Annotated in this window: 18 protein-coding genes and 4 tRNA genes; 15 read left to right on the forward strand and 7 right to left on the reverse strand. The window is 62.7% G+C overall.

Annotated elements, in window-relative coordinates; genetic code table 11:
* Positions 1-178: 178 nt before the first annotated feature.
* Positions 179-1756, forward strand: a complete 1578-nt coding sequence (locus Aeroheme_RS02425) for an EAL domain-containing protein (RefSeq protein WP_411167210.1) — start codon at positions 179-181, stop codon at positions 1754-1756.
* 92 nt (positions 1757-1848) lie between these two features.
* Complete coding sequence (locus Aeroheme_RS02430) at positions 1849-3432, forward strand: EAL domain-containing protein (protein WP_411166629.1); 1584 nt, start codon at positions 1849-1851, stop codon at positions 3430-3432.
* Positions 3433-3539: 107 nt separating this feature from the next.
* On the opposite strand, the gene Aeroheme_RS02435 is transcribed toward Aeroheme_RS02430, so the two are convergent.
* A complete protein-coding gene (locus Aeroheme_RS02435) occupies positions 3540-4289 on the reverse strand; it encodes a 3-oxoacyl-ACP reductase family protein (protein WP_411166630.1) in 750 nt (249 codons plus the stop codon).
* Between the two features lie 176 nt (positions 4290-4465).
* On the opposite strand from Aeroheme_RS02435, the gene Aeroheme_RS02440 reads away from it, so the two are divergent.
* Positions 4466-5389: a LysR family transcriptional regulator gene (locus Aeroheme_RS02440; RefSeq protein WP_163148431.1), complete on the forward strand. Its 924-nt coding sequence runs from the start codon at positions 4466-4468 to the stop codon at positions 5387-5389.
* 69 nt (positions 5390-5458) lie between these two features.
* Here Aeroheme_RS02440 and Aeroheme_RS02445 read toward each other — a convergent pair whose 3' ends face one another.
* Positions 5459-6367, reverse strand: coding sequence for a LysR family transcriptional regulator (locus tag Aeroheme_RS02445; RefSeq protein ID WP_411166631.1), 909 nt, complete (start codon positions 6365-6367; stop codon positions 5459-5461).
* Positions 6368-6443: 76 nt separating this feature from the next.
* Between Aeroheme_RS02445 and Aeroheme_RS02450 the strand changes: the two genes are divergently transcribed.
* The 4 genes from Aeroheme_RS02450 to mdtD all read left to right on the forward strand — a co-directional run bounded on the left by Aeroheme_RS02450 (position 6444) and on the right by mdtD (position 11315).
* Positions 6444-7061 carry a LysE family transporter gene (locus tag Aeroheme_RS02450; RefSeq protein ID WP_408777434.1) on the forward strand — a complete coding sequence of 206 codons (618 nt, stop codon included), beginning with the start codon at positions 6444-6446 and terminating at the stop codon, positions 7059-7061.
* Positions 7062-7177: 116 nt separating this feature from the next.
* On the forward strand, positions 7178-8584 hold the full coding sequence (locus tag Aeroheme_RS02455) for a D-arabinono-1,4-lactone oxidase (protein WP_411166632.1): 1407 nt from the start codon (positions 7178-7180) through the stop codon (positions 8582-8584).
* Positions 8585-8707: 123 nt separating this feature from the next.
* Positions 8708-9835 (forward strand): CobW family GTP-binding protein, encoded by a 1128-nt coding sequence (locus Aeroheme_RS02460; protein WP_408848194.1) that lies wholly within the window; start codon positions 8708-8710, stop codon positions 9833-9835.
* A gap of 61 nt (positions 9836-9896) precedes the next feature.
* On the forward strand, positions 9897-11315 hold the full coding sequence (gene mdtD / locus Aeroheme_RS02465) for a multidrug transporter subunit MdtD (RefSeq protein ID WP_163154554.1): 1419 nt from the start codon (positions 9897-9899) through the stop codon (positions 11313-11315).
* A 223-nt stretch (positions 11316-11538) separates the two neighbouring features.
* Here the strand turns inward: mdtD and Aeroheme_RS02470 are convergent, their stop codons facing one another.
* From Aeroheme_RS02470 to folB, 3 genes are all read right to left on the reverse strand, one after another.
* Positions 11539-13311: a methyl-accepting chemotaxis protein gene (locus Aeroheme_RS02470; protein WP_411167211.1), complete on the reverse strand. Its 1773-nt coding sequence runs from the start codon at positions 13309-13311 to the stop codon at positions 11539-11541.
* 297 nt (positions 13312-13608) lie between these two features.
* Positions 13609-14127, reverse strand: a complete 519-nt coding sequence (gene folK / locus Aeroheme_RS02475) for a 2-amino-4-hydroxy-6-hydroxymethyldihydropteridine diphosphokinase (RefSeq protein WP_111911080.1) — start codon at positions 14125-14127, stop codon at positions 13609-13611.
* 52 nt (positions 14128-14179) lie between these two features.
* Complete coding sequence (folB, locus tag Aeroheme_RS02480; protein WP_106885677.1) at positions 14180-14551, reverse strand: dihydroneopterin aldolase; 372 nt, start codon at positions 14549-14551, stop codon at positions 14180-14182.
* 171 nt (positions 14552-14722) lie between these two features.
* Here folB and plsY point away from each other — a divergent pair, with 171 nt between their 5' ends.
* The 8 genes from plsY (at position 14723) to Aeroheme_RS02520 (ending at position 19597) form a co-directional block, all read left to right on the forward strand.
* Positions 14723-15385 carry a glycerol-3-phosphate 1-O-acyltransferase PlsY gene (gene plsY / locus Aeroheme_RS02485; protein ID WP_159392282.1) on the forward strand — a complete coding sequence of 221 codons (663 nt, stop codon included), beginning with the start codon at positions 14723-14725 and terminating at the stop codon, positions 15383-15385.
* A gap of 47 nt (positions 15386-15432) precedes the next feature.
* Positions 15433-15508 (forward strand) — tRNA-Phe (locus tag Aeroheme_RS02490).
* 50 nt (positions 15509-15558) lie between these two features.
* A tRNA-Thr gene (locus Aeroheme_RS02495) sits at positions 15559-15634 on the forward strand.
* A gap of 3 nt (positions 15635-15637) precedes the next feature.
* Positions 15638-15713, forward strand: a tRNA-Phe gene (locus Aeroheme_RS02500).
* Between the two features lie 8 nt (positions 15714-15721).
* Positions 15722-15797: transfer RNA gene (locus Aeroheme_RS02505), tRNA-Asn, on the forward strand.
* A 272-nt stretch (positions 15798-16069) separates the two neighbouring features.
* Complete coding sequence (locus tag Aeroheme_RS02510) at positions 16070-17089, forward strand: OmpA family protein (protein WP_106885679.1); 1020 nt, start codon at positions 16070-16072, stop codon at positions 17087-17089.
* 326 nt (positions 17090-17415) lie between these two features.
* A complete protein-coding gene (locus Aeroheme_RS02515) occupies positions 17416-18759 on the forward strand; it encodes a potassium channel family protein (protein ID WP_234677363.1) in 1344 nt (447 codons plus the stop codon).
* Positions 18760-18997: 238 nt separating this feature from the next.
* On the forward strand, positions 18998-19597 hold the full coding sequence (locus Aeroheme_RS02520) for a Yip1 family protein (RefSeq protein WP_106885681.1): 600 nt from the start codon (positions 18998-19000) through the stop codon (positions 19595-19597).
* Between the two features lie 125 nt (positions 19598-19722).
* On the opposite strand, the gene Aeroheme_RS02525 is transcribed toward Aeroheme_RS02520, so the two are convergent.
* Entirely contained in the window at positions 19723-20055 is a 333-nt protein-coding gene (locus tag Aeroheme_RS02525; RefSeq protein WP_411166633.1) for a hypothetical protein, read from the reverse strand.
* 284 nt (positions 20056-20339) lie between these two features.
* Positions 20340-21206, reverse strand: coding sequence for an EamA family transporter (locus tag Aeroheme_RS02530; protein WP_163137561.1), 867 nt, complete (start codon positions 21204-21206; stop codon positions 20340-20342).
* Positions 21207-21251: the final 45 nt, after the last annotated feature.

A 21251-nucleotide genomic window follows, 5' to 3' on the forward strand; every position in this document is an offset into this window, starting at 1 on the left:
TATGGGGGTTGCGCGATAATGGGCCGCCAATCTCCCGCCACTGCGTCGTCGATTTCTTTTACCAGCGCGCTGCGTTAGGTTGTCTGGCCTGAATGGTCCCATTGTCTTCTGTGCGAGATGGGCGTTATTTCACTGCGGCGCTTGCCAGGGCAAGCCTGCGAATTGCGGCGTGGTTGCTATGTTCCTGTTCCGGATTGATCTTGCCCGTACGAGATGGCGCCTTGGCTGTGCCCTGCTGGTCTTGACCTTGCCACTGCTGGCGGGAGGCTGGATGGTGCACCGCAGCTATGAGCAGGAGTTGAAGAGCGACGCCAGCGCCTCCGCCTACAAGGCGAGAACCTTGCTTGAGCGCATGCTGGATCAGGCCGAGCAGGCCAACCTGGAGGCATTGCCGCTGGTGAGCCGGCCCTGTACCGGCAATCTGCTGCAGCTGCGCAAGAGAGTGGCCCTCGAGCCTTTCCTGCGCTCGGTCAATCTGGTGAGAGACGGGGTGATCAACTGCACCTCGCTGTTTGGACCTGTCCATGAGGTGGATGACAGGTCTGTCTACACGCAGGACAAGTTGCTGCTGATGCGCGGCAACAAGGTGCGTCAGAATCATCCGCTGCTGGTGGTGCGCCATGATCGCGGGCGCGATGCGGTGCTGAGCGCCATCGACAGCACCCAGCTCAGCTTCATGCTCACCATGAGCAGCGACGCCAGCGAGCTCTATCTGCAGGTCGGGTCGGCCTGGATCGACGAGTCCGGCCATCATCAGAGCCAGCCCCCCAGGCTGCACAGCAAGACTCGTCTTGAACTCTCCTCCCACCGCTACCCCTTCGCCATCCATGCGGGCTATGCCATGCCGCTCTACTGGCACTCACTCTGGGAGGCTCGCCATCTGGCCCTGCTGTGGCTGGCCGGCACCTCTGTGCTGCTCGCGCTGCTGGTGTGGTGGGTGCTCGGTCGCCCGGGCTCCCCGACCGACGAGCTGAGGCGCGGGTTGCGGGCGGGGGAATTCGTTCCCTACCTGCAACCCCTGATGGCCAGCAAGGACGACCGCATGGTGGGGGCCGAGGTGCTGATGCGCTGGCAGCACCCGAGCTCAGGGCTGATCCGCCCGGATCTCTTCATCCCCCAGGCGGAAGAGTCCGGGCTGATAGTGCCCATGACCACCCATCTCATGAAGGTGGTGGCCCATCGCCTGAAGCAGGTGCAGAGCCAGCTGCCCGAGGGATTTCACATCAGCTTCAACATCAGCGCCGCCCACTGCCGGGATCTCTCCCTGCTGGCGGAGTGCCGCGCCTTCCTCGCCCACTTCCAGCCGGGGCGGGTGGCGCTGGTGCTGGAGCTGACCGAGCGGGAGCTGCTGGTGGCCAACTCCCATACCCTCTCCCTGTTCGCACAGCTGGACGAGATGGGGGTCAAGCTCGCCATCGATGACTTTGGCACCGGCCACTCCAGCCTGATCTACCTGCAGCAGTTCCATGTGGACTATCTCAAGATCGACCGCTCCTTCATCGGGCGGATCGGCACCGAGTCCCTCTCCGAACACATAGTCGACAACGTGATCGATCTCGGTCGCAGGCTGGGCCTGGCCCTGGTCGCCGAAGGGGTCGAGACCGAGCATCAGGCCGCCTACCTCAGGGGCAAGGGGGTGCATTATCTGCAGGGATTCCTGTTCGCGCGCCCCCAGCCGCTACGTCAGTTCTGCCAGGGGTTGACGGCAGGGGAGGCGGATAGCCAGCCGGTTGCCGGTCGCGCCGCCTCCGCCTGAGTCCCGCAGTGTGGCTGCTCGTTATTTGACCGGTTAGGCCTGGGTTCAGCTTGGGTTGCTAAGATGGCGACCCTTTACGAACGGGATCCGCCATGCGTTATTGCTCCGCGGCCGACACGGCCAGACCCAGGCCAAGACTGCTGATCACCTTGCTGATGTTCGCGCTGCCCATGCTGCTCGGCAACTGGGCCATGCTCGTTCGCTATCGGGTCGATCTGCAGTGGGAGTCCCATCAGGCGGCGAGCCATACCCTGGCGCTGATGGAGACCATGCTGTCTCATGCCCAGGCGGCCAATCGCCAGGCCTTGCCATTTCTGGGCAAGCCTTGCGCCACTGCGCTGCCGACCCTCAGATCCCTGGTCGCCATGGTGCCCTTCGTGCGTTCGGTCAACCTGAGCCGGGGGGACAGCGTCTACTGTACCTCCCAGTTTGGCCGGCGCCGGATCCCCTATACCGCCGAGCAGTACAGCCAGGGCCAGCTGCGCCTGATGGAAGGGAACGAGGTGCGGCGGCATCATCCCGTCCTCTCGGTGCGCACCGGCACTGTGCAAGGGGCCGTGATGACCCTGATCGATGGGGATTACCTCAACTTCATGCTGAGCCTCAACCAGGGAGCCATGCCCCTGATGCTCAGGGTGGGCGATGGCTGGCTCGACGAGGAGGGCCACTTCTTCGCCGCCACGCCTTCCCTGGCGAGTCAGGATCATGTCGAGCTCCAGGCTGCTGGCTATCCGCTCTCCATCTATGCAGGCTACTCCTCTGCTCCCACCCTGATGGGGCTGTGGCGGCATCATGGCTTCGGGATCTGGCTGCTGTTTGCCTTCAGTGCCGGTGTTGCCGTGCTCATGTGGTGGCTGCTGGGGCGCCCCCGCTCCCCGACCAGCGAGCTGGCCCGGGCCCTGCGGGCCAAAGAGTTCGTCCCCTACCTGCAACCCCTGGTGGAGAGCGGCAGCGAACGCATCATGGGGGTCGAGGTGCTGATGCGCTGGCAGCATCCTGACGTGGGGCTGATCCGGCCGGATCTCTTCATTCCCCAGGCGGAGGCCTGCGGCCTGATCGTGCCCATGACCAGCCTCATCATGGGGAGGGTGGGGCAGCAGCTGGTCGCAAGCCAGGCGCAGTTGCCCGATGGCTTCCACATCAGCTTCAACATCAGCGCGGCCCATTGCCGGGACGACAGCTTGCTGGAGGAGTGCCGCAGCTTCCTCGCCCGCTTCGCACCGGGCAAGGTGACGCTGGTGCTGGAGCTGACCGAGCGGGAGCTCTTGGTGGCGGATCCCCATACCCTCTCGCTGTTCCAGGCGTTGAACGAGATGGGGGTCAAGCTGGCCATGGATGATTTCGGCACCGGCCACTCCAGCCTGGTCTATCTGCAGCAGTTCCATGTGGACTACCTCAAGATCGATCAGTCCTTCATTCGTCGTATCGGTACCGAGTCCCTCTCCGAGCACATAGTCGACAACGTGATCGATCTGGGCCACCGGCTCGGCCTGGCGCTGGTGGCCGAAGGGGTCGAGACCCGCGAGCAGGCGGAGTATCTCAAGGGCAAGGTGACCTATCTGCAGGGCTACCTGTTCGGCCGCCCCGTGCCCGTCCGGCAATTCTGCGACGAGCAGTTGGTGCAGGCGGCCTCGCCAGCGATTGAGGCCAAAGAGGAACAGCTTGAACCAGCCTGAAGCGGACCTGCCACGCAAGCCGCATCACGAGTGTGCGGCAGTGGTGCCCCCTGATGAGCGAGCCCCGGCGAGTGCCGGGGCTTTTGTATCTGAGGTCAAAGGGAAAGTCAGGCGGAGAAGCCGCCATCTATGGTCAGGCTGGCGCCTGTGACATAGCCTGCCTCAGGTCCCGCCAGGTAGGCGACGAAGCTGGCGATTTCGTCATCCTTGCCGTAGCGGGCCAGCGCCATCATCTCCTTGAGCTGCTCCGCCGATTCCCCGTCAGCCGGGTTCATGTCGGTATCGACCGGGCCTGGCTGCACGTTGTTGACCGTGATGCCCCGGGGGCCCAGATCCCGTGCCATGCCTTTGGTCAGGCCGACCAGGGCCGATTTGCTCATGGCGTAGACGGAGCCGCCCGCCATGGGGATGCGATCGGCATTGGTGCTGCCGATGTTGATGATGCGCCCCCCCTTGCCCATGTGATGAGCCGCCTCCTGACAGGCCACGAAGACGCTGCGGATGTTGACCGCCAGGGTGCGATCCAGGTCATCCAGAGTCAGCTCCTCAAGGTGGCCCCATACCAGTACCCCGGCATTGTTGACGAGAATGTCCAGCCGCCCGAAGCGGGTGACGCTCTGGCGTATGGCGTGCTGTACGGCCACGGCATCCGCGCTGTCGGCACGGATGGCCAGGGCCTTGCCGCCCGCCGCCGTGATGGTCGCGACAAGCTCTTCTGCCTTGCTGGCGGAAGAGACATAGGTAAAGGCCACGGCGGCACCGTCGCGAGCGAGGCGCTTCACAATGGCGGCACCTATGCCGCGGGAACCACCTTGTACGAAGGCAACTTGTCCACTGAGGGGTTTGACGGTCAACATCTGATCTCTCCTGTCTGGTGATAAAGCAAGGTCTGAGCGAGTTGGGAACTCAAGGCTCTCCAGGCCACCCCAAGCGAGGAGTGGTGTTGAATGAACCTGTTTACAGTGTGATTGATTCCTTGAGGTTGATTAAGTGGCTATCATTCCAATCTCTAATTCCTACAGAGACCGAGTCAATGACAGTACAGGACCCCTTTCTGAGCGTCAGACACTTTGTCGCCGTGGCTCGGACGGGCAGTTTTACCGCAGCGGCGCTGGGGCTGGGGCTGACCGGCTCGGCGTTGAGCAAGAGCATAGTGCGTCTGGAGGCGAGGCTGGGGGTCAAGCTGCTGCACAGAACAACCCGTCGGGTGAGCCTGACCCCGGAGGGAGAGGCGTATCTGGCCAGTTGTCTTCAGGCTATCCGGGTGCTGGAGGAGGCGGAGCAGAGCCTTGCATCGGGAAAGCAGAGCCCGTCGGGTCGCGTGCGCATCGATCTTCCCGCTGCGTTTGGCCGCAGGCACGTGCTGCCTATCCTGCTGGAACTGGCTGGCCAGCATCCACAGCTGGATCTGTCGGTGACCTTCAACGAGCGCAAGGTCGATCTCATCGAGGCCAACATCGATCTGGTGGTACGCATAGGGGCGCTGGAGGACCAGGCGGATCTCGTTGCGCGCCGTCTGGGGGAGCAGAGGCTCGTCATCTGCGGGGCGCCCTCCTATCTGGCCAGGCGCGGGGTGCCCTTGACCCCGGATGAGCTGTCACGGCACGACTGCATCATCGACTGGCGAGCCGGCCATCGTCATGGCTGGCTGCTCAGCAATGGGGCGGGCAAAACGGAAGCCCGTGACATCCCGGTACGCTACGAGATGGGGGATGGGGAAGCCGTGCGGGCAGCGGCACTGGCCGGCCTTGGGCTGGTGCAGGTGCCGACCTGGCTGGTAAACGAGCAGTTGGGATCGGGCGCCCTCGTCTCGGTGCTCGATGATCACTCCGGCGGCGAGATGCCGATCAATCTCCTCTGGGCCAGGAGCCAGCACATGCCGCTCAAGGTGCGCGTCCTGGTGGATGCCTTGCTGTTGGCGGCGCAACAGAGTGGCAGTGCCTTTCGGGCCACTTGAGCCAGGTCACGGCTGGCTGCCGTGAGTCCCCGAGGTCAACACCGCCGTGCGGGGAGGTGCAGTGAGCGCTCAGCTCAGGCTGTGCAACCAGTTTGCCAGTTTCTCGTGGGCGCTGCCGGGCTCGGGTCTGGCGGGGGCGAGCAGGTGATAGCCGGTGCCATCCGGAACGAAGCCGAGCGGGGCTGCCAAGAGCCCTGCCTCCAGGTCGTCACACACCAGCCGGCAGGGGCCTATGGCGACGCCAAGGCCCGCCACGGCCGCCTGCAGGCTGAAGTAGAAGTGTTCGAAGGTCTGGGTCGGCGCCTCGTCATTCAGGGGTTGCCCTGCATTCTCCTGCCAGCGTGACCAGGCATCCGGGCGCGTCTTGGTGTGCAGGCGGGGGGCCGAGGGATGCAGGGCGGATTCTTCCCCTCTCGGCTCGAAAAACTGCGCCACCTTGCCCGGCTGGCAGACAGGCCCGGTCAGCTCCTCGAACAGCAGCTGGCTGTGCAGATCCTCGGGCCAGTCGAAGTCATTGCGCCGGATGGCGAGATCGATGCCGCTGCCAAAGCTGAGGGCGCCGCCCCCTGCCATCAGGTGGACGTCCAGCTCGGGGTGCAGGGCCTGAAAGGCGGGCCAGCGCGGGATCAGCCAGCGCATCAGCAGGGTGGGCTCGCAGGAGAGCACCAGCGACTGGGGGCGGCTCTGCTGGCGCAGCGCCTGGGCCGTCTCCCGGATCTGGCCCAGCCCCTCCCTGACCGCCTGATAGAGCCGGTCGCCCGCCTCGGTCAGGAAGACCCGGCGCTGGCGCCGCTCGAACAGCCTGACTCCCAGATCTTCCTCCAGCAGGCGCACCGCCCGGCTGATGGCGCCATGGGTGAGGTGCAGCTCGTCGGCGGCGCGACCGAAGTGCTCGGTGCGGGCCGCCACCTCGAAGCAGCGCAGGGCCGTCAGGGAGGGTAGCGACAGGCTTTTCTGTGAATTTTTCTCACCGTTCATGTCAGAAGTTATCGTTCGTCATTGGGGTTAATGCGAAATAAAATAGCCGATATCCCATGTGATCAGGACTATTTTCATGACCGAACTGTTAGCCGTAGTCGCCATTACCTTCTTTGCCGTCATCAGCCCGGGCCCCGATTTTGCCATGGTGTCGCGCAACAGCCTGCTGCTCTCCCGTCGCACCGGCGTGCTGACGGCGCTCGGCATAGCGGCCGGGGTCTGCGTCCACGTGAGCTACACCCTGCTGGGGGTGGGCCTGCTGATCCAGCAGTCCCTCTGGCTGTTCAACCTCATCAAGCTGGCGGGGGCGGCCTACCTCATCTTCCTCGGCATCAAGATGCTGCGGGCCCAACCCGCGACCGGTGAAGAGATGGCCAGTCAACCAGCCCTCTCCAGCCTGGGGGCACTGCGCACCGGGTTTCTGACCAATGTGCTCAACCCCAAGACCACCATCTTCATCGTCAGCCTCTTCATGCAGGTGGTGCAGCCACAGACGCCGCTGGCGGTCCAGCTCGGCTACGGCGCCTTCATAGTGCTGGCCCATGCCCTCTGGTTCAGCGCCGTGGCGCTCTTCTTCTCCAGCGCGTCGGTGCGGGCTCGTCTGCTGGCGGTGCGCCACTGGATCGATCGGATCTTTGGCGGTCTGCTGGTGGGATTCGGCATGCTGCTGGCATTGACCCAGCAATCACGCTGAGGGGAAGGGGGCTGGTCCCCCTTATCCACCCTCGACTGTAGGGGCTTGTTTTTCATGCCTTGGCGCTCGCTTTTCGGTAGAATTGCCGCTCATTTTGAAGTCAGATGAGGCGCGGTATGACGGTCAGGTTCCAGGCATTTCACAGCATCAAGGCGATTGGCAATCGGGAGGTGCTGTTCAACTGGTCCAGGACCAACCCCCTCGGCGCCCTGGATCAGGTGTGGCGCCCGAAGAATCGCGACGAGCTGAAGGCGCTGCTGCGGGAGTACCCGGCGCGCAAGCTGCGGCTGATCGGCTCCGGCCTCTCCTTCGAACCCATTCACAGCGTCTATGCCGAGGGCAGTCAGGCGCTGCTGGTGGATTTGCACCATCTGCGCGGCCAGCTGGCGAAAACCGCCGATACCGTCACCTACCAGGCGGGCACGCCCCTCGATACCGTCTATGGGGATCTTATCGCCATGGATCGGATGCTGCCCGCGTCCCCCGGCGTCATCGGCATCCAGACCCTGGGGGGCGCGCTCAGCACAGGCACCCACGGCCAGGGGCTGCACCAGTCCTCCCTGTGCGATGCGGTGGAAGCCCTGACGGTGATGCTGGCCAATGGGGACATCCTGCGAGTGGATCGCACCGATCCGCGCTTCGGCGCCTTCGTGATGGGCATGGGCATGCTAGGTGTGCTGCTCGACGTGCGCCTTCGCACAGTGCCCAACCGCATCATGCGCTGCACCAAGTTCACCACCGACTACCCCTTCCTGCTGGAGCACAACGAGCGGCTCAACCGTGAACACGGCTTCGTGAAAAGCTGGTGGTTCGCCTGGACCGGCGAGAGCCACATCTGGCTGGTGGATCCCGCCTCCGAGGAGGAGGTGGCCCGCTACCGCGCCGGGGGTAGCGAGCCACTGCTGCTGGAGGAGGACGTTGGCAGCGCCATGAACGCCGCACTCAATGACACCATAGATGCCACCCTGCAGAAGATGGCGCGGGACACCAAGGACGAGGCGCGGGCCGGGGAGCATTTCGAGACGGTGCGCCGCTTCAAGGATGCCTCTGACCTGGTGGGCAACGTCTACCAGATCCTCTGCAAGGGGATACCGGCGCCCCAGATCAACTGCGAGGTGGCTGTGCCCCTCGAGCGGATGCAGGAGGCGCTCGAGATCCTGCAGCACTGGCAGGAGCGCAACCCGGGAGCGCTGCATTACCCCTTCATATTGCGCTGCACCGGCCCCTCCGAGGCCTGGCTCAGCGCCGCCTATGGCAAGTCGGTGTGCTGGATAGGGTTCCTGGTCTATCTGGCGGCAGACGGCACCTTCGTGGGCGGCTCCATGGAGCAGATGCGCGAGCTGCAGCAACTGCTGGTGCCGCTCGGCGGTACGCCGCATTTTGGCAAGCACCTGGCGATGGATCTCTACGACTTCCCGGCCCTGCTGCCGCGCTGGCACGACTTCCTGGCCTTGAAGCGCGAACTCGACCCCCATGGCCGCTTCGAAAACCGCTGGCTCGGCGAGCTGTTCGCCAACCGGTGAGGATGGCCTCTTGGAAAGGGGCGATATTTTTTGCTCCCTTCTCCCCTGGTGGTAGAAGGGTTGGGGAGGAGGGGAAGAGACAGCCTCTTCAAGCCCCATGACGACAGGCGCTAAGGATGTGACATGACAGACCCACAAGACACCAGAATTCCCGTGACCCTGCTGACCGGCTTCCTCGGCAGCGGCAAGACCACCTTGCTCAACCACTGGGTCAAGCAGCCGGAGCTCGGCGAGTGCGCCGTGCTCATCAACGAGTTCGGCTCTGTGGGGCTGGATCATCATCTGGTGCAGCAGGTGGACGAGCAGGTGGTGCTGCTCGATTCCGGCTGCATCTGCTGCTCGGTGCAGGGCTCCCTGGTGGAGGCGTTGCAGGGGCTCTTTATGAAGGCGATTCAGCGCAAGATAAAGCCCTTCAAGCGGCTGATTATCGAAACCACTGGCCTGGCGGATCCCGCTCCCGTGCTCTTTACCCTGAAGGAAGAGGGCTTCATCGCCCAGCGCTACCGCTTCGATGGCACAGTAACAGTGGTGGATGCCGGTCATATAGAGCAGCAGCTGGCGGCTCAGTATGAAGCGGTGAAACAGGTGGCGCTGGCGGATCTGCTGGTGGTGAGCAAGGGGGACCTGGTGGAGGAAGAGACCCTGGTGCGGGTCGAAAGCCAGCTGGCCTCACTCAACCCGGCGGCCCCCATCGAGCGGGTCAGCAATGGCGTGCTCTCACCCGTTGTGCTGGAGAAGCTTGGCGCCTACAACGAGGCGGCGGGGCGCGACCTGCGCCAACTGCTGGCCTGGCTGCGCACCGAGTCACCCCGACAGGGGCTGGCATCTCCCATGCAGCCGAAGATGCAGCCGTTCGCCGCCAAGGTAGGCACGGCCGCGCCGACCCATTTCGAGCATGGCAACATAGAGAGCTTCTCCCTGCGCATCGGCGAGCCGCTCAAGCCGTCCCGCCTGCTGGCCGCCATCGATGCGGTGCAGGCCCAGTATGGCGACGCCCTGCTGCGGCTCAAGGGGATCTTGCAGCTGGAGGGCGAGAGCCAGCCCGTGGTGATCCACGGGGTGCACGGCCAGCTCTACCCGTTGCAGGCCCTGGGGGAGTGGCCCGAGGGCAAGGCCCAGTCCCGGCTGGTCTTCATCGTGAAGAGCCAGGACAAGGCGGGGATAGAGCGGTTGTTCCTTGATACGCTCAAGGCCCCGGAGCCCAGTCTGGAAGAGCAGCTCAGAGCCATGCTCGGCCAGCCGGATGCCTGATATGCTGATATGACCCGCGCCCGTGCGGGTCTTTTCTTATCTGTTGAGGAGACAAAGACTCATGCCTGACAGCACTCACCTGGTGACCCCCGCCCAACGCAAGTGGCTACCCTGGCTGACCGCGGTCGGCTTCTTCATGCAGACGCTGGATGGCACCATACTCAACACCGCCCTGCCCAGCATGGCAGAGGCCCTGGGGGAGAGCCCGCTGCAGATGCAGTCGGTGATCATCGCCTACATGCTGACGGTGGCCCTGCTCATTCCCGCCTCCGGCTGGCTGGCGGACAGGTTCGGCACCCGCCGCGTCTACCTGGCCGCCATACTGCTGTTTACCCTGGGCTCCCTGGCCTGTGCGGCCGCCAATACCCTGCCCATGCTGGTCGCCGCCCGGGTGCTGCAAGGGGTGGGCGGAGCCCTGCTGATGCCCATAGGGCGCCTGGCTGTGCTGCGGGTCTACAGCAAGCACGAGCTGTTGCGGGTGATGTCCTTCGTCACCATCCCTGGTCTGCTGGGCCCCCTCATGGGCCCGGCGCTCGGGGGCTGGCTGGTGGAGGTGGCGAGCTGGCACTGGGTCTTCCTCATCAACCTGCCGGTGGGCGTGCTCGGCTTCATCGCCAGCTGGTACTTCATGCCCGATCTGCGTCAGCACACCGCCAGGTTTGACTGGCAGGGGTTCGTGCTGTTCAGCGTCGGCATGGTGCTGGTGTCGGTGGGCCTGCAGGGGCTGGGGGAGCACAGCATCTCCACCGGCTGGGCCCTGTTTGCGTTGCTGTTCGGTCTGGCCGCCATGGCGAGCTACTGGCTCTATGCCGCCACAGTGGCGCAGCCGCTCTTCAGCCTGGCGCTGTTCAAGACCACCACTTTCGCCATCGGCATCTGGGGCAACCTGTTCGCCCGCCTCGGCAGCGGCGCCATGCCCTTCCTCACGCCGCTCTTCCTGCAACTGGGGCTGGGCTTCTCGCCGAGCAAGGCGGGCATGACCATGATCCCCACTGTGATCGGCGCCATGCTGACCAAGACGCTAGTGAACAAGCTGATCCCGCGCATCGGCTATCGTCGCATCCTGATCGGCAATACCCTGGCGCTGGGGGTGATGATCGCCAGCTTCTACTTCATCGACAACCAGGTGCCGCACTGGGTACTGCTGGTCTGGCTGGCGGTCTTCGGTGCCATCAACTCCCTGCAGTTCTCCGCCATGAATACGCTGACCCTGCAAGATTTGAGTGCCGAGCACGCCAGCAGCGGCAACGGCCTGCTGTCGGTGGTGATGCAACTCTCCATGAGCCTGGGGGTGGCCATCGCCGCCAGCCTGCTCGGGCTCTTCTCCGCCGGCCAGCCGGCCCAGGCGAGCGAACGCTGGCTAGGTGGCTTCCACCTCACTTATCTGTGCCTCGGTCTGATGTCCATGCTGGCTGCGCTGATCTTCGCCCAGCTTGCCAGAGATAATGTGAAGGAGGGGCGGCGCCAAGATCCGGTCTGATGGCCACGCGGGTGGAGCAGGTCTTCGCCCAGCTTGCCAGAGATAATGTGAAGGAAGGACGGCGCCAAGGTCCGGTCTGATGGCCACGCGGGTGGAGCAGGCCTTCGCCCAGCTTGCCAGAGATAATGTGAAGGAGGGTCGGCGCCAAGGTCCGGTCTGATGGCCACGCGGGTGGCACGGCAAAAAAAGAGGGCGGCCCTGGCCGCCCTCTCTCATTGGGGGATCAGACCCTGAACTGATCGACAGCCCGGTGGAGCAGGCTCGCCTGCTCGGCCACGTTCTGGCTGGCGCGGCTGTTCTGTTCGGCCTGGGTCAGGGCGTCGTTGGCGATGTCGCGGATCACCACGGCATTGCGATTGATCTCGCTCGCCACCGAGCTCTGCTCTTCGACCGCCGTGGCTATCTGGGTGCTCATGTCCATCATCTGATCCATCTGACGGGTGATGTTGGCGAGCTGGGTGCTTGCCTCTCCGGCGGCCTCGACGCTGCGTTCCCCCTGGGTGCGACACTCGCCGATCAGGGTGACCACGCTCTGGGTTCGGGCCTGCAAGCCGGAGACTATGGCGGCAATCTCGCTGGTGCTCTGCTGGGTACGCATGGCCAGGTTGCGCACCTCGTCGGCGACCACGGCGAAACCTCGCCCCTGCTCGCCGGCTCTGGCGGCCTCGATGGCCGCGTTGAGGGCCAGCAGGTTGGTCTGCTCGGCGATGGCCTGGATCACTTCCAGCACATTGCCCACCTGACGGCTCTCCTCGGCCAGGGCGATCACCTCCTTGCCCGAGGCCTCCAGCTTGGCGGAGAGGGAATGGATCACCGCCATCGTGGTCTCCACCCTCTCCCGGCCCTGCTGGGCGCTCAGGTTGGTGGTACGGGCGCTCTCGGCGGCGCTCTCCGTGTTGCTGGCGATCTCCTGCACAGTGCTCTCCATCTCAGTGGCGGCGGTGGCAACCAGATCGCTCTCCTGCAACTGCTGCTGGGTACCCTCCTGAGCGGCGTTGGCGTTGCGCTGTAACTGGGCTGTGAGGCGCTCCAGATCCGTGACCGAGGAGACGACCTGGCCTATGACCTGGTTGAAGTGCTCCAGCATGGTGTCGAAGTCGTGGCCCATGGCGCCAAATTCGTCCCTGGAGCCGATGCGGGCGCGCAGGGTGAGATCGCTGCTGGCGGTGACCCGACGCATGGTGTCCGCCAGCCGTTGCAGGCCCGTCATGACGTCGCGGCCGATCAGCAGGTTGAGGCCGAGGGCGGCCAATATGCCGAGGAGGCAGAGCAGTACCATGACCCTGAGGGTGCGTTCATGGGTGGCATCGGCTTCCCGGGTCAGGGCCTGGGTCAGGGTCATGCCCGCCTGGCGCATCTGCTCGGCGCTGCGATTGAGCTCGCCCCTCAGCCCCTCGCTGGCACTCAGACCCAGGCGTTGCTCCTCAGTGACCAGGGCGAGGAAGTTCTGGCGGTAGCGTTCCAGCAGGGCGGCGAGGGCCGGTTCACCGGCGAGCGCCTCGGCCAGGGGGGCCAGGTTCTGTTCGAACTTGGCACGATAGCTGATGTCGCGGCGCAGCATGAAGTCCTTCTCGTCCCGGCGCAGTTGCAGCATCAGCAGGCTCTCCTGCTGCTGGCCCCGGGCCTTGAGCTCCTGCTCCAGTGCGTGGATGGCCTGACGCAGGGCGCCGTAATGGCCGCTGGTCGGGGTGAGCCCTATCTTCTCCTGTTGGGCGCGCAGGGTCTCGAACTGGCGACTGTACTCCTTGAGCTGGCTGGCAAAGCCCAGAATGTCGGCCTGCTGCGTGCCCCCATGGTCTCTTGCCATCTCGGCGAGCAGGCGGCTGGCCTGGTCACTCTGGGTGGTGAAGGCGGTGGCGGCGGCGGGGTCCCGGCTCAACAGAAACTCTCTCTCCTGCAGGGTGAGGGCGACGAGGTCGGCCTCCACCTGCTTGGCCTGCAGCATCTCGGCGTTGCTGCGCGACTCCTGCCCGGAGAAGTAAAACATGACCCCCATGACGACGGCCTGGATCCCGGCCACCAGGATGGCGGATAACACAAGTTTCTGTTTGACGTTCACGACGACCTCAAGGGGCAAAGGAGTTGGCTAGCGTATCGGCGCTGAAGATATATTCTGAAGGTGGCTTTAGCATTTTATTCCGCCGGTTTCGCGTTTGGGATTCGATGGCTTCTGTCATCCCACTGTCATGTAGCGAAATAGTCTGGCGTCGCCCCTGACCTGAGGCGGAGCGAGTGAGGGAGGGCGAGGGCGCCCGGCCGGAGGAAACCGCCCGGGCGCCCATGTTGGCGTGGATCAGGCCTGGATATCGGCCAGGATGCCGCTCGGCGTCCAGTGGAAGGGGATGGGGTCGAGGCGCTGGGAGGCCTTGTCATAGCCTTGCCACAGCTCGCCCAGGGGGCGGCCATCGGTGGGATGGCGCAGGCCGGGGGCCAGCTCCGCCAGCGGCCAGAGCACGAAGGCGTTGGTGAGGATCTCGCCACGGGGCAGTACCAGAGGCTCGTCGCAGACCAGGTCCCCATAGAGCAGCAGATCGAGATCCAGGGTGCGGGGGGCAAACTTCTTGGCATCCGGCTCGCGGCCGTGGGCGAACTCCATGGCCCGCAGCCGCTGGCACAGGGTTGCGAGGGGCAAGTCGGTGTCGGCGCCGACTACCAGGTTATAGAAGGGGCGGCCGTTGAAGCCTACCGCCTCGCTCTCGAACACCCGGGAAACCTGCAACTCGCCAAACTCGGCATGCAGGGCATCGAGGCCGGCCCGGATGTGGTGCTCCCGCTCGATATTGGAACCCAGGCTGATGTAGATGCGGGTCATGCAGCGCTCCCTGTTATCTGGTTCGATCCCAGGCTGATATAGATGCGGGTCATCAGCAGGCGCTCGCGGCCGGGGTCCGGTGGCGCAGGATCTCGACCCCGACGCCGGCGGCATTGGGCACGGCACCCGGCTTGGTCAGGGTGACCTTGACCCACTGCACCCGCTCGTCGGCCAGCACCAGGGCGGCCACCTGCTCGGCCATGGTTTCGACCAGCTCGACGACCTTGCTCTGGGCGTGATCACAGATCTTGCGGGAGAGGGTGGCGTAATCCAGTGCCAGATTGATATCGTCGGTTGCGGCGGCGGGTCGGTTGTCGAATCCCATCTCGAGATCGAAACAGAGCTTCTGGCGAATGCCTTTCTCCCACTCATATACCCCTATGGTGGTCAAAACCTCGAGTCCGCGAATAAACACCTTGTCCATGACAGTACTTCTTCTTTACTCTTGATGGGCTGTGAAAACAGCGCAGGGATGCAGGCCTGGCAAGCCGATTGCCGCTGGCGGCCGGTTTGGGCGACAGGCTTTCGGGCAAGCCCAGACCAGAGAATGTGGCCCGCATCATACCCCATTCATATCGTGGTAAAAACGACCAAGATGACGGCCCTGACGATTTTGATGATTATTCTGGCCTATCTGGGCGGCTCGCTGTCCAGCGCCGTGCTGGTTTCCCGCCTCACGGGTCTGCCGGATCCCCGCGACCATGGTTCCCACAACCCGGGGGCGACCAATGTGCTGCGCCTCGGTGGCCGGATGGCGGCGCTCATCGTCCTGTTGCTCGACGTGCTCAAGGGCATGGCTCCCGTCTACCTCGCCTGGTATCTGCAGATCAAGCCCGTCTACCTGGGGTTCATCGGCGTCGCTGCCTGTCTGGGCCACATGTACCCCATCTTCTTCCACTTCCGGGGGGGCAAGGGAGTCGCCACTGCGCTCGGCACCATGCTGCCCATCGGCTTTGCCATGGGGGGCGCCGCGATCGCCACCTGGCTGCTGGTGCTGCTGGTGAGCGGCTACTCGTCGTTGGCCTCCATCATTACAGTGCTGCTGACTCCGCTCTTTACCTACCTGCTCAAACCGGAATATACCCTGCCGGTCTCCCTGCTCTCCTGCCTCATCCTGGTGCGCCATCACGAGAACATCACCCGCCTGCTCAGGGGCGAGGAATCCCGACTCTGGGGCCGCCGAGGCGCGGCTTCTCCCACAGAAGTGATTAAAACGAGTGACGCTGCGCAAAAAAGAGACGAACGAGACGAAAAGTGAAATTTCCCGTTGACCACCCGCCTTAAAATCCGTTTAATAGCGCCCACGCCCAGATAGCTCAGTCGGTAGAGCAGGGGATTGAAAATCCCCGTGTCGGCGGTTCGATTCCGTCTCTGGGCACCAATTTTGGTGCCATGAAAGAAAAATTTGTTCATGCACAATAGTTTAAGTGTGCCGGCTTAGCTCAGTAGGTAGAGCAACTGACTTGTAATCAGTAGGTCACCAGTTCGATTCCGGTAGCCGGCACCATTTGCCCAGATAGCTCAGTCGGTAGAGCAGGGGATTGAAAATCCCCGTGTCGGCGGTTCGATTCCGTCTCTGGGCACCACTTACAATTCCTCCTTAGTTCAGTCGGTAGAACGGCGGACTGTTAATCCGTATGTCACTGGTTCAAGTCCAGTAGGAGGAGCCATTTCAAAAAGACCCTTGTCGCAAGACAAGGGTCTTTTTTTATGTGCTCGATAACCCCATGGCTCCTCAGACTCACGTATTTCAGGGCATGGAAAACCCGCTATCGAGTGAAAACGTTTTTCTGCTGAAAGCCGAGAAGTGCATGAAAAACAAGCAGTAAAATGGGCGGTAAATAGCCTGCGCTTAAGGTCCTGTACATGATTTCACCTATAAAATGGAGACCACATATAACAAGGGCCTAACGCCCGCCATTTAGTATTGATGAGGCTATAAATGAACTTAAGACTGACCCCTGTCTGGATTGCACTGGCATTGGCAACCACAGCAGCTCACGCTACCGACGACATCTACTTTGGTGCCGGTGTCGGTGCCGCTCACTTCAACGGCCTGAACAAGGTCGAAGGCGTTGAGAGTGGTACCGAAGACGCGTTCACTGGTAACCTCTTCATGGGTTACAACTTCAACGAGACCTTCGGTGCCGAACTGGGTTACCAGTACGCTGGCCGTGGCAATACCAATAGCGGTATCAACAACAACGCCTACGAAAACCAGGGAGCCACCCTGTCCGGTATCGCCCGCCTGCCCCTTGGCGAAGATTTCTCCCTGTTCGGTGAAGCGGGGGCCTATTGGTCCCATACGCACGGCTTTGGCGTGACTGATTCCCGTGTTTCGCCGATGACCGGCGTCGGTCTGACCTACAAGCTGAACGATGCCCTGGATCTGCAGGCGCGCTACCGCTACATGTGGGATGTGGCCGATCTGACCACCTACACCGGTGAGCAATACAAGTCCAACCAGAGCGTAGCGACGCTGGAAGCCGTATATCACCCGTTCCGCACCTCCTACGTTGAGCCTGTAGCTGCTCCTGTGGTGGCAGAAGCGGCCCCTGTGGTTGTCGAGAAGAACTTTTCCCTGAACTCCGACGTGCTGTTTGCCTTTGGCAAGGCAGATCTGAAGCCGGAAGGGGTGGAAGCCCTGAGCGGTCTGTACCAGCAGATCGTTGAATTCCAGCCGAAGGATGGCAGCGCCATCGTCGTTGGTTACACCGACCGTATAGGTTCCGATGCCCAGAACCAGCAGCTCTCCGAAGCCCGTGCCCGTACCGTGGCCGACTTCCTGGTGAGCCAGGGTCTGGCCACCAGCAAGATCGCCATCGAGGGCCGCGGTGAAGCCGACCCTGTCACCGGCACCCAGTGTGACGGCGTCAAGGGCAAGAACGAGCTGATCTCCTGCCTGGCACCGGATCGCCGTGTCGAAGTCCGCGTCTCCGGCGTGCAGGAAGTACAGCAATAAGCTGACGTCAGCTCAGCTGATGTGAAGAGGGGATGCCATGGCATCCCCTTTTGCTTGTCCAAGCCTCTCGCTTCCCGGATGGGCGAAGCCGCCTGGCAGGGCGATCCTGGTGCCTGTTCCCTCTTCAGCCCCGCGGCAGCTTGTCGCACCCCGCCCCTTATACCTTCCCTGTCAGTGAGTTACAGCCATCCTCTCGGCTAGTATGATGGCGTGACCGGCCTGTGCCCCCGTTTTCCTGCGAACTGGGCGCTCTCTTTGGGCGTGCAGGCTCCTGATCCTCTCCCTCGGCACGCCTGGGAGGGACAAATCCATGATCGAGGTAATCTATGAATGCGACCGAGCTGTGGCAGCTTTCTCCCGAACAATTCAACGAGTGGCGACGGGAGAATGACTATCCATTGATCTGGGCGTTGCTGGTGGCCTCGCTGCCCCATTTCGACGACTGGATGACAGAGCAGAAAATAGAGAAAAGCGTCATCTTCCAGATCGGCATAGCCCGCTTCATCAGCTCGCGATCCGTGCTCAGCCTCTGCGTTTACATGAGCGACGACAAGATAAGGCTCTATGAGACCGCCTCGAGCGCGCTGGAGTCCCTGCGCAAGAGCGGCCTTATCCGTTCAGAGACGCGCTTCGAGCCCTATGCCATGTGGCTGGCCGCCAGGCACGGCAAAGCAGAGGTGAAGCGGGTGCAGAGCTTGCTCTCCGTCTCCGAGAACAACAAGGGGGAGGCCCAGGTGCTGGGCAAGCATCGGCTGCTCAACATCGGCGGCGTCGAGCTCAAGAGCCCCATCATCTCCGGCCGTCTGCTGGACTTCACCTGCCTCGACGAGCTCTCGCTGGATGGCGCCGTCAACAACTCCAAGGTCTATCTGTGGCACTGCTCGGCCAAGGGGGTTCGGGTCAATGGCGGGGTGATCGGGCTCGATCTGTTCGACTCCCTGCTGTGGGATCACAGGGCCTGGGCCAAGAAGCGGGAGCTGGCGCTGGAGGACGGGGTGTTTCAGGACTTCACCATAGAGTGCGAGGAGATCCGCTTTCACTCCTCCCGGGCCGTGCTGAAAAACTTCAACGTCAGTGCCAAGAACTTCGACGCCACCATGGAGCACACCAATCTGGACAAGGTGCAGGTGGTCTACAACGAGAATGGCCGGATAGATCACAACGAGGCCAGCAAGCTGTACCGCAATGCCAAGCGCATCTTCTCCAGTGTGGGTGACACCGTCGATGCCGGTGAATGCTATTACAAGGAGAAGCTGCACGAGATGAAATCCCTGGCAAGCCCGAGGGAGCTGTTCAGGGAGCGCTGGCTACGCAGCGGCCTGATGACGAAGGGGTGGCTCTCCCTGCTGTGCTACCTCAAGTGCGCCAGCAAGTTTGTCAGCTTCATTACCTGGGGATTTGGCGAGCGGCCCATAAGAAGCCTGCTGATGTCGATGGGGGTCATATTGCTGGCGACCCTGACCTACTTCCTGGCGCCTGAGTCCGTGACCCATGGCCACCTGGGGCGTTCCCTCTACTTCAGCATAGTGACCTTCGTGACCCTGGGTTACGGCGATATCTCCCAGACCTCCTCTCCCCTCCAGTTGTTGTCGGCCATAGAGGCGTTCTGCGGCATGTTTCTGACCGGCCTCTTCCTCGCCGGCTTTGCTTCAAAGACCAAGCAGTATTGACGATAGCGCTGGCGGCGGTGCACCACTTGCCCCGCCGCCAGGGACTGGCCAACCGCCAGAACCCGCCAGCACGGCGGGGATGGTGCTCTTCCTTGACGCACCGGCAGTGGAGCGACTTTATTTAGAGTCATGGGTCGCGCTTGCGATGGATGGCGCACCGAATGTTGCACGAGAAAAAAACAAGGGAGCGAGAGCGGTATCGACCAGTCCACAATCGAAGCAGAGAAGGAATAACGCTATGATATTGAATCACTTATGGGGATTGTATGCGCATCCTCACACCGAATGGCATACCATAGACGAGAGACATGACAGTTTCCGAAACAGTCTGACTCATATCCTGATCGTGGCCCTTATCCCGCCCATCTGTGCCTATTATTCCGCCGTGCACATAGGTTGGAGCATTGGCGTCGGTGAGCCCATCACCCTGACCGCGAACAGCGCCCTCATGCTGTCGATCGCCATGTACGTGACGCTCATCATCGGCGTTCTCGCGCTCTCCTATCTGGTGCACTGGATGGGCCATACCTTCGGTTCGGATCCCAGCTACACGACGTCGCTAGAGCTCGCGGCCTACACCTCCACGCCGCTGTTCATGGTTGGTTTCTCCGCGTTCTTCCCGCACCTCTGGTTCATGATGATCATCGGTCTCATCGGGCTCAGCTACTCGGTGTACCTGCTCTATGTGGGGGTGCCTATTCTGATGCACATCCCCAAGGAGCAGGGGTTCATCTATGCCAGCTCTGTGGTCACCGTCGGTCTGGTGCTGCTGGTCTGCGTGCTGGCAGCCACGGCCATTCTGTGGGGATCCGGCTTTGGCCCCGTGTTTACCCATTAGCCGCTGACGAGCCGGCAAAAACGACAAGGGCGCCTCTATGGCGCCTTTGTCATGGGGCTCATTCACGCTTTCTGGCCGGGTTGTGGCAACCGGACGGAGTGAAAGCGTTGGTCGCGAGGCCGGGATCAGCGCGGGTTGCCGCTGCCGATGCCAAAGGGGATGCGGTAGTCGCTGCTCTGGTCCCCCAGGCTCACTGTCAGGTTGCCCTGGGTGCGGCTCGGGATCTGCACCTGCTGGGTGCCCATCAGGTTGGCGTGGACTGAGGCCACCAGATCACCAGACTCGTCGCGTACCTCCAGCATGGGGTTGGCCTTGCCAGCCATGGTCGAGCTGGCGTGCCAGTTCACGAACAATACGCCAGGGGCGGCATTGAAATCGGCAGGAACCGAAGCCTGGGCAACACCGGCAGTCATCAGGCCTGCGACGGCCAGTATCTTGATTAGGTTTTTCATGTTCATTCACTCTCTTGATTTTTATGTCATTGGCAAGGCCGGAGAGGCCCGCATCAATGCATCCTTGCAAGAGGTTATTCAAATACTATGTAGTTCTTTTACTGACATCAGACACCCTGTTTTGGGTATCCCAGCCTGGAACAACTTGTTATTTGGCCGCTTGGCGATCCTGCCTAAGCGATGAATGCATGGTAAACAGGTCATCGCTTGGTTGTTAGCGAGATAAACTGGTCTAGATATTCAAAAAAAATGAACAAGATATGAGGGGGCCGCCGTCTCAGTTGAGGGGATCACGCCGGGTCGGCGCGCCGTCGTCCCCCATGCCAGGTGGTGCCCATCGAAGCGGTTATGATGGCGGCTATTCCCAGCCACTGGGACGGGGGCAGTTGCTCTCCCAGCAACAGCAACCCCATCAGGGCGCCCATGGCGGGTTCACCGCTGGTCAGTATGCCGTAGCTCTTGAGCGGCAACCGGCGCAGGGCAAACATCTCGAGGGAGTAGGGGATGGCACTCGAAAGCAGCCCCACCCCCGCTATGGTCAGCACCAGGGGGAGGGTGAAGCTGGCCTCGCTCGCCCCGCCGAGGCCGAAGGGCAGTACCAGCAGGGTTCCCACCCACATGCCAAGGGCCGGGGCCTGGGCCCCCAGCAAGGCACCGGCCCGCTTGCCGGTCAGCATATAGAGCCCCCAGAACACGCCGGCGCCGAGGGCCAATGCGGCCCCCAGGGGATCTATGGCCTGCTCGGCGGCCCGCAGCGGCAGCAGCAACAGCAGACCGACGATGGCCAGCGCCAGCCAGATGAAGTCTTCCCGGTGGCGGGAACTGAGCAGCGCCACCGTCAGCGGGCCTATGAACTCGATGGCCAGCGCCACGCCGAGGGGAATGCGCTCTATGGCCAGATAGAAGAGCAGGTTCATGGCTCCCAGCGAGAGTCCATAAGGGATGGCCCCCAGCAGGGTGCGTCTGTCAAGTGGCGCTCGCCAGACTCTGAATACCAGGGAGAGGAGCAGGGCGGCACACCCCAGCCGGAACAAGGTGGTGCCGGCGGCCCCGATCAAGGGAAACAGCGACTTGGCCAGGGAGGCGCCCAGGGTGATCGACAGCATGGCGAGCATGACCGCCAGCAGGGAGGAGAGGGCTGTGGTGGTCGGCGGCATCTTGTTCAAACCTGAGCAGGGAAGGGGAAGTAAAATATATCTGGC

The organism is Aeromonas sp. DSM 116730, from assembly GCF_046581335.1.
In the GTDB taxonomy this organism is placed as follows: Bacteria; Pseudomonadota; Gammaproteobacteria; order Enterobacterales; family Aeromonadaceae; genus Aeromonas; species Aeromonas rivipollensis.